General features: G+C 41.7%; 9 protein-coding genes and 1 riboswitch. Of the genes, 1 reads left to right on the top strand and 8 read right to left on the bottom strand.

What is annotated here, in order from left to right; genetic code table 11:
- Window positions 1-77 precede the first annotated feature (77 nt).
- Complete coding sequence (locus tag L4C32_RS19690; protein WP_428198599.1) at window positions 78-674, top strand: acetate uptake transporter; 597 nt, start codon at window positions 78-80, stop codon at window positions 672-674.
- A 105-nt stretch (window positions 675-779) separates the two neighbouring features.
- Here L4C32_RS19690 and L4C32_RS19685 read toward each other — a convergent pair whose 3' ends face one another.
- The 8 genes from L4C32_RS19685 to L4C32_RS19650 all read right to left on the bottom strand — a co-directional run bounded on the left by L4C32_RS19685 (window position 780) and on the right by L4C32_RS19650 (window position 8,136).
- A complete protein-coding gene (locus tag L4C32_RS19685; protein WP_428198598.1) occupies window positions 780-947 on the bottom strand; it encodes a hypothetical protein in 168 nt (55 codons plus the stop codon).
- Window positions 948-1,023: 76 nt separating this feature from the next.
- Window positions 1,024-1,638, bottom strand: a complete 615-nt coding sequence (locus L4C32_RS19680) for a CDP-alcohol phosphatidyltransferase family protein (RefSeq protein WP_428198597.1) — start codon at window positions 1,636-1,638, stop codon at window positions 1,024-1,026.
- On the bottom strand, window positions 1,628-2,290 hold the full coding sequence (locus L4C32_RS19675; protein WP_428198596.1) for an ATP-binding cassette domain-containing protein: 663 nt from the start codon (window positions 2,288-2,290) through the stop codon (window positions 1,628-1,630). Before L4C32_RS19675 ends, L4C32_RS19680 begins: the two co-directional genes overlap by 11 nt.
- Window positions 2,274-3,980, bottom strand: coding sequence for an ABC transporter permease (locus tag L4C32_RS19670; protein WP_428198595.1), 1,707 nt, complete (start codon window positions 3,978-3,980; stop codon window positions 2,274-2,276). The genes L4C32_RS19675 and L4C32_RS19670 overlap by 17 nt, the downstream gene beginning before the upstream one ends.
- A gap of 15 nt (window positions 3,981-3,995) precedes the next feature.
- Window positions 3,996-5,141: an ABC transporter substrate-binding protein gene (locus L4C32_RS19665; protein WP_428198594.1), complete on the bottom strand. Its 1,146-nt coding sequence runs from the start codon at window positions 5,139-5,141 to the stop codon at window positions 3,996-3,998.
- Window positions 5,142-5,271: 130 nt separating this feature from the next.
- Window positions 5,272-5,955, bottom strand: a complete 684-nt coding sequence (locus tag L4C32_RS19660; RefSeq protein WP_428198593.1) for a TVP38/TMEM64 family protein — start codon at window positions 5,953-5,955, stop codon at window positions 5,272-5,274.
- A 175-nt stretch (window positions 5,956-6,130) separates the two neighbouring features.
- The gene (locus tag L4C32_RS19655) at window positions 6,131-6,721 is read right to left on the bottom strand and encodes a TfoX/Sxy family DNA transformation protein (RefSeq protein ID WP_428198592.1); all 591 of its coding nucleotides are present in this window, start codon (window positions 6,719-6,721) and stop codon (window positions 6,131-6,133) included.
- 124 nt (window positions 6,722-6,845) lie between these two features.
- A riboswitch (cyclic di-GMP riboswitch) is annotated at window positions 6,846-6,939 on the bottom strand.
- Between the two features lie 192 nt (window positions 6,940-7,131).
- On the bottom strand, window positions 7,132-8,136 hold the full coding sequence (locus L4C32_RS19650; protein ID WP_428198591.1) for a substrate-binding domain-containing protein: 1,005 nt from the start codon (window positions 8,134-8,136) through the stop codon (window positions 7,132-7,134).
- Window positions 8,137-8,234 lie beyond the last annotated feature (98 nt).

Raw genomic sequence — 8,234 nt, 5'->3', positions numbered from 1 at the left:
GAATGCGCGCCATCTAAGATTATTATATTTTTTTATTTGTTAAAAAATATTTGATAAAACAACAGAGGCRCTCCTGCATGTCAACGAACAAATGTAATCCAGCTCCATTAGGCCTAATGGCATTTGGTATGACTACCGTACTACTGAACCTGCATAATGCTGGTTTTTTCCCTATGGCATCAGTGATTCTTGCGATGGGACTGTTTTTTGGTGGCATGGCACAGGTAGTTGCTGGCATTATGGAATTCAAAAACGGTAACACGTTTGGTACGACTGCGTTTACCTCTTACGGTTTCTTCTGGTTAACATTGGTTGGACTCATTGTTATGCCTGAGATGGGCCTTGCAGAAGCAACATCAGCAAGCTTTATGGGTTGGTATCTTCTTCTCTGGGGTGTATTCACATTCTTCTTATTTATTGGTTCTTTAAACTACCCTCGTGCTAAGCAGGTTATTTTTGGTTCTCTAACGATTCTGTTTGGTCTGTTAGCGGCTAAAGATTTTTCTGGCAGTGTTCTGATTGGCTACATCGCTGGTTGGGTTGGCATTTTCTGCGGTTTAAGTGCGATGTACTTCTCAATGGCTCAAGTACTCAATGAAGAGTATGGCCGTGTCGTTATGCCTGTTGGTCCAACCGCGTTTGAAGGCAAAGAAGAGCAAACAGTGACAGCTTAATCTAAACAACAAATTTAAAACTGAAAAGCCCAGGTCTGATGATCTGGGCTTTTTTATGTTCAGAATTTGTGTAACAGCTAAATCGCTAAAGGGTAATTACGGGGGCTACTCAGGTTTGTAGCTGATGAGGCTTTCATGGATCTTCAACAGTCTTTGTTGAGACTGAACAGGGTTCTCTAATCCTAATTGAGTTCTCGCTTCTTCTTCAGATAGACCGAGGTGACAGCGAAGTATATCTATAGCCACTTGGTGGTTCTCTTTCTCAATATTCATATGATCTTATCCGCTGTAATTCAAATTTCGTGAACACAATAAACAAAAGGAGTAAATGGAACAATACTACTAAGGTCTAATGGGTACTTTTTAAGGTGTGATAACCGGCCCAAATACGGCTGGCTGTGGTGACCCAACACAGAACACCGAACAGATAAGCAGTGAAAGCAAAATACTGTGGAAACAGACAGATAAAAACAAAGCAACCGATGGTTTCAGTACCTTCAGTTAATCCTCCAATGTAATAGAGTGATTTATTCTTATAGATTGGATTTTCGATATTTCTTTTTCCGGCCATGACTGCAAAGGCTAGGAAGCTTGAGCCAGTACCAATGAATGAGAAAATGAGAAAGGCACCAGCGATAGCATTAGTGTCAGGATTGGCAATGACAAAAGCAAAAGGGATCAGTGAGTAAAATAGAAAGTCTAGGGTGATGTCCAAGAACCCACCGCTGTCAGTAATGCCTTGTATTCTTGCTACAGCGCCATCAATACCATCAAATATTCGGTTTGCGAGAACCAAGATCAGGGCGAGTTCATACTGTTGCTGCACAATCGCAGGAAAAGCGAGAAGACCAATTACGAAACCAAATAAGGTGACAGAATCGGCTTTGATTCCCGCAGCATTAAAGACCTTAGCAATGTGATGTAAGGGGGCTTTTATTACTTTGACACTAAATCTATCCAGCATTCCTACACTCCAGTCCATGTTCCCAAGGCCAATCTAGACAGTTGCATTGATCAGGTACATCGGAAATATCATGAGTCACCATGAGAGCGGGTAAGCCTCGTTGTTTAATTTGTAAAAAGACCCACTGCTTGAAATCAAGACGAAGTGAAGCATCCAATTTACTGAATGGTTCGTCGAGAAGCACGGCTTTAGGCTCTGCTAACAACATCCTTAATAAACTGACACGAGCTCTTTGTCCGCCTGAGATACTCGTCGGTTCTTGGTTGGCCAATTCAGCGAGGTTATGTGCTTTAAGTGTGGCTAATGCACGCTCTTTTCGTTCCGGATTTTTAACCCGATTAGGCAGTGCAATCGCTAGGTTCTCCCAAATATTCAGGTGAGGAAATAGCATATCATCTTGAAATAGCATCCCGATTTGTCGCTCTTCAACGGCAAGATTGTCGAGAGGCAAATTATCAAGACTACAGTGACCATGTAACGTGAAGTCTTTATGAAGGTGCCCAGCAATAGCACTTAGAAGTGTTGATTTTCCGCAGCCACTTGGGCCCATTAGTGAGAGAACTTCACCTGGCTCCACTGAAAAAGAGAGGGGTGGGAAGAGTGCCACACCACTGGGGTTGATTACAGAGAAGTTGTTAACAGTTAACGTCATTATTTCCTTTGTTTCTTAATGAGGTACGATTTTCAAGAGGCCCTGTTACTCTACTCAGTATAATAGCGAATACATAGAAGAAAACAGGAACAGCAAATTGCAATAACGCATAAATGGCACTAACTCTACGGTCTTGCCCACTAGAGAGTGCGATGGCTTCCGTGGTGAGCGTTGGGATGCGTCCAGCTCCCAACATTAGCGTAGGTAAGTATTGCGCCAAACTCACACTGATCCCAACAACCCATGCAATGACAATCGCAGGAAAGAGGGTTGGCATTTTAATTTTGTACCACACTTGTAATGCATTTAAACCTAGGCTGCGAGCGGTATTATCTAAACGTTGATCATAACTGCGCCAAGGTCCATCTAACGCGATATAGATATAGGGGAATGCAAAAAAGAGGTGAGTCCACACCACCCAAATAATATAGTGATCACTCCCGGCGAATATGCTCAATACTTGGATACCAAACAGTAACGATATTTGTGGAGCGAGCATAGGAACTGAAACCAAAAAACGTGGAACTGTCCAGCGTCGCTGTGTTCTCGTACTATGTTCATGAACTAAAAGAGCGCAGAGCAAGGCAATACTGCTACTGAGCAGTGCGATGAACACACTGTTATTTATAATATCAATAAGATATGACCACTCTTGTCCCCAAAATTGGCTAGACCACCGCGAAGGAGAGATATTGGGAAACTGCCAGCGCAGTGCGACTGACCAGACCATAAGTACAGGTATTGTGAGTAGGGATATAGATGCAGTCAATAACAGCGCTGCTCTTCCAGGTAGGGGAAGAGCGTATCGACCGCTGATTTGCCATGAGCGAGCGTATTGAGTCACCATCCACTCAACAAAACGAATAAGCAGTAACAGCATAGCGCAGAGAACAAAGAGCAAAAAAGCACCTGATGTTGCTTTTCCAAGCGTGAGGAGATCTGCGTCGTTCCACCATTGCCAAATCAGTACCGAAAGGGTTGGTGGAATTTTTGGCCCGATCACTAACGACATATCAACGACAGAAGCGCTATAAGCGATGACAGCGAGCAGAGGGAACCTCATTTTAGGTAACCACTGTACAAAAATGATCTTCTGCCACGCTTGATGGGATGAATAACCAAGGCTGCGGGCCGTAAACAGTGTTCGTCGAATATTCAACTGTTTCAGAATAGGCAGACTCATAAACAGCAGAAAGGGGATCTCTTTGATGATCAGGCCGATAATAAGACCAATGCCATAGTTGTCGTTAATAACACTCCAACTGGAAATGGTGAAATCAGTACTTATGTGAGAGAAAACACGAGCAAAAAAACCTGATGGAGTAAATAGGAAAGCAAAGCCAATGGCAAATGCGACATGAGGTAGTGCTAGTAATGGTGCAATAAGCGATTCTACTTTTTTCCACCAACGACTGCCCCAACAAGATTGCAGTATAGAGAAGCATAATATGGTAGCAAAGAAAGTACTGCCAATGGCGATAAACAGGGTTAAGCCAATAGAGTTCATCAGACCGGGCCATTGCCACAGGTCAACAAAGCCAGATAGGGAAAGGTGGGTTTGATTGATAGCTGGAATATAACCGAAAGCGGAAACAATCAATCCACCTAAACCTGGAAGTAAAGGGAGAAAACAGAGTATCAAGGCAACAATAACGAGTGCAGTAAATAGGGCAGAACGGGCCTGCCTCATAGTGAATAACAACGATTAATGCCCGTATCTTTTCTGCCACTCTTTTTCGAGTGCATCTTGCCAGCTAGGGTGAGGCTCGGATACTGATTTATATAAAACGGTATTTTTTGCTGATCCTTTTAAGTACTGAGACTGTAAGATAGATGGGTCACCCCATACAGAAAGATCCCCTTTTTTAGATTGAGCTTCAGGGCTAAGTAAGAAATTGATAGCCACTAATGCTCCCTCTTTGGCTGAGGCATTCCATGGAATAGAGAGAAAATGAATATTAGAGAGTGATCCTGACTCCATCGCATAACTTCTGGTAGTGCGAGCTAGCGTGCCATTGGCTTGAGCGGTGAATATCTGATTTGGGTTGAATGAGATAGCAAGATCGAGTTCGCCATCATCAAGTAACTGTACCATTTCTGCATTAGTTGAAGGGAATTGTTTACCTTGCATCCAAGAGACTGGATGAAGTTGGTCAAGGTAGTCCCATAATGGAGCTGTGACTTGTTGGAATGTTGATTTATCAACTGGCACATAGAGTGGGTTTGTGTCAGAACTCAATTCAAGCAGAACGGATTTCAAAAAACTGGTTCCATGGAATGATGGAGGGCGAGGGTAGCTGATTTTATTGGGAAATGTTTGAGCATAATCGAGCATTTCACGATGAGTCTTAGGCGGATTATGCAGCTGTTTTTGGTCATAAATAAAGACTAACTGACCAATGCCCCAAGGTGCTTCAAGACCTAGCGTGGGTTCAGAGAAATCCGTGGTCACTGGAAGGGACTGATCGACATACTTCCAGTTAGGTAGGCTTTCAACAAATGGTTTGGTGAGCAAATTATAACGCTTCATTGATTTGAAGTTCTCGCCATTAATCCACACCATATCGATGGTACCGCCACTGTTCTTTTTCGCCGTTTTTTCAGCGGCTAAACGAGAAATTGCTTCAGAAATATCGGTCACTTTAACATGCTTAAAAGTGATCCCGTGCTGCTGTTGTAAACGTTGCCCAGTCCAGCGTAGGAAATTGTTGATCTCTTGGCTTCCACCCCAAGCATAAAAGTAGACCGTTTGTCCTTTCGCTTTTTTCTCGACGCTAGTCCAGTCAAGTGCAGACGCATTGCTAAAGGCAGATACCATTATTAAGCTAATAATGAGAATAACTTTGTTCATGAAATGTCCTTTTTCTTGTTCAGTTATGATATTTTCAACCTATAGTAACAGGCATCTGGATAACAATTGTTGTATAACTTGTTGTACTTTATATACTATTTTAGATAAATCAACGTTATTTTGGTTTGTTCTATTTCGAAATAATTTTTTTGTTATTGATTTTACCGATAACAAATTTTGCAACCAAAGGAAATAATCCTAAGATTGCCAAAGAGGTAAGGACGGCAGGAGAGAGTAGACCAGATAAAGTTTCAATATCAGCCAGTTGAGTACCGGCATTTAAATAAACCATGGTACCCGGCAACATACCAAGTTGGCTGTACAGATAGAATTTAGAGACGGACATTTTTGATAGACCCATAAGCAGGTTTATCAAAAAGAATGGGAATACAGGAATGAGTCGTAGCGTCAACAGATAGAGGTTCCCATCTCTTTCGATACCACTATTAATAGCAGAGAGTTTGTTACCAAATTTTTTCTGCACCCAATCACGCAATAGATATCGACTAAACAGAAAAGCAAGAGTGGCACCTATGCTGCTTGCAAAAGAGACCAGCACCAATCCCCACCAAAAACCAAAAAGAGCAGCACCAAGCAAAGAGATTATTGCTGCACCAGGTACAGACAATGCTGTGGTTAATATGTAGAGAAGAAAATAGAYGGCACTTGCTGCAAGCCAGTTATCAGAAATGTAGAGGTTAAGCTCGGCCTGCTGCGCTTTTGCATTCTCTAACGTAATGAGGTAATTGAAATTAAACATTGCCCAAACAGCAATAATGGCAACCATAATGATGGCAATTTTTTTCTTATTCATAAACGATGACCTACAACATTAATTAAACAGCTTAGAGATAACAGACCGTTATTATTAAAGAATCTTTCAATAAGAGTGAACTATTTTTAATGTAGCAGAAAAAAAGGAGCTTAGGGGAGATGGATGAATGGATACCTAAGTAAAAAAATAGCGGCCAAAGCCGCTTCATTTATGTTTAATTGAGTTTCACTAATAACTCATCACGTCTACTTTGGGGGATAACAGACCAGTGTTTTCCACAAATTGCCCCCTCTAATGCCCACAATAGCTCAACGCTTACAGCGGTGTTATGGGTACTTTTAATGGCTTGGTAAGCCCCTAAAGAGCCAGAGGTTCGTAGTTGTTCGATAGTCGATATCCCCGCTTTTTTCAGCATGCGTTCCGTGCCTAATCTTAGGTTGGGAAGATCTTTTAATCGGTTTGGCCCTGTCGTCTCTTGTACGACCTTATCTTCTTTGGCGGTTAGCAAAGATTGTTTGGCTTGCACAAGGATGGTATTGATATCACTCCATTGCTCGTCTGGCATCGCGAAGTATTTTGTCACAACAGGAAAGCCACGTTTTTTATATACGTACGGCTTTAATCCTTGTTCTACAAAACGCTTTGCTATTACCTTATCAGCTCGTAAATGCAGTTTATCATTTACGATTAGGGCGAACATTGTATCGTCAGCAAAAATTCCGAATCCACCAAACATTGAGCGAGATTTTATCTTGCCAAGAGGTGAAAACAGTTTTAATGAATCTTTAAGTAAAGGTCTGTCCATGCTATTTCTCGGTGAATGGGTTGATGTCACCAAACGTAATAATTCCGAGTTAAAGATTAGCAAAGTGGGTAACTGAAATGTCAGAATAAAGTCATTAATCTGAAAGAACTATACAAACTTGCCCATCGGTAGCTCCGCTGCCATTCGTTTTATAAATATAAACGGTTAGGTCGGTGGCTTTGCGTCCTATCTTTTCAGATAGTTTGCCTTGTTCGTGACTTATAAATAATACTCAACATACTGCTTAGCCAGAAATCAACGACGATATAAATGTGATGCCGGTTCCAAAAATAAGCTTTCAATGTATGGTTCTGAAGTAAATGCAGAGTGCTGGCTCAGAATTTGCGCAGACATATTCTGCGCGAATTCTAAACAATCTAAATCTGTATTTTGTACGTTAACTTGGGTTACTAACTAATATCTCGAACCGAGCTACGTTCAACCAACTCAGGCTTCATCTCGAAGATACGGCGTTCATGATCCTTATCTTTGATTCTCTCTAGCAATATCTCTACTGCTGTTTTACCTACACGACGTTTAGGTTGGTGGATTGTCGTTAAAGGGGGTGAGAAGTAGGCAGAGAGATCAATATTGTCATAACCAATCACAGAAATGTCTTCTGGAATTCGTAGGCCCATCTGCTGTATTTTACTGATGGTGGCCAAGGCCATTATGTCATTGAAACAGAAAATAGCAGTAGGACGCTGCGGTTGGTTCAGTAGTTTCTCAGTAATCGCAGATGCGGTTTCACACTCAAAGTCACCTTCGACAATGAAATCATAGTTCACTGGTACTTTATACTCTGCCATTGCGCGTTCAAAACCCTTAACACGTTCGATACAGGTGAACTTCTCTTTATGGCCAGTTAAGCAAGCAATGTGAGTATGGCCCTTTTCTAATAAATAGCGAGTGGCTAAATAGCCCCCTTCTTCAGAATTATCGATGATCTTATCTGTGGTAAGGCTCTTAGGGCCCCAATCCATGATTACCATGGGTAGTTCGCTATTACGCTCTAGTAGTGCATGTAACTCCTCAGTAAGATCAGAGCACATGACCAGTAGTCCATCGATTCTTTTCTCGTGCAGCATACGAAGGTAATCACGCTGTTTATGAATACTGCCTTCTGTATTACAAACGATCAGCGTATAACCTTGCTTATAACAGTAGTTTTCAACCCCATGCATTACCTGGGCAAAAAATGGATTACTGGATTGCGTGACCAGCATACCTATGGTGCGCGTGGTATTACATTTTAAACTACGTGCGACCGCACTGGGTGCATAGTTCAACTCCTCTACAGCTGCACGTACACGCTCTTGTGTGGCTTCGGCGACAAAGCGTGTTTTATTAATTACATGTGACACTGTTGTTGTTGAAACACCAGCCATACGTGCAACATCTTTTATGGTAGCCATAGGTAATCCTGTAGAAGATCTAATAATTTATTGAACTAATAATTAAATATAAATGTAATCAAAAATAAAAAAACCGCTTATAAACAGCGGTTTAAATT

Origin of the sequence: Aliivibrio kagoshimensis, from assembly GCF_050337105.1 — a bacterium.
Lineage (GTDB): Bacteria > Pseudomonadota > Gammaproteobacteria > Enterobacterales > Vibrionaceae > Aliivibrio_A > Aliivibrio_A kagoshimensis.
The sequence above is the reverse complement of the archived record's forward strand: the minus strand, read 5'-3'. Positions and strand labels throughout refer to the sequence as shown.

Excerpts from the sequence above, each read along its gene's own strand:
- L4C32_RS19675 (WP_428198596.1), bottom strand. The coding sequence starts at position 2,290 with ATGACGTTAACTGTTAACAACTTCTCTGTAATCAACCCCAGTGGTGTG.
- L4C32_RS19650 (WP_428198591.1), bottom strand. The coding sequence starts at position 8,136 with ATGGCTACCATAAAAGATGTTGCACGTATGGCTGGTGTTTCAACAACA.
- L4C32_RS19690 (WP_428198599.1), top strand. The coding sequence starts at position 78 with ATGTCAACGAACAAATGTAATCCAGCTCCATTAGGCCTAATGGCATTT.
- L4C32_RS19665 (WP_428198594.1), bottom strand. The coding sequence starts at position 5,141 with ATGAACAAAGTTATTCTCATTATTAGCTTAATAATGGTATCTGCCTTT.
- L4C32_RS19670 (WP_428198595.1), bottom strand. The coding sequence starts at position 3,980 with ATGAGGCAGGCCCGTTCTGCCCTATTTACTGCACTCGTTATTGTTGCC.
- L4C32_RS19680 (WP_428198597.1), bottom strand. The coding sequence starts at position 1,638 with ATGCTGGATAGATTTAGTGTCAAAGTAATAAAAGCCCCCTTACATCAC.
- L4C32_RS19685 (WP_428198598.1), bottom strand. The coding sequence starts at position 947 with ATGAATATTGAGAAAGAGAACCACCAAGTGGCTATAGATATACTTCGC.
- L4C32_RS19655 (WP_428198592.1), bottom strand. The coding sequence starts at position 6,721 with ATGGACAGACCTTTACTTAAAGATTCATTAAAACTGTTTTCACCTCTT.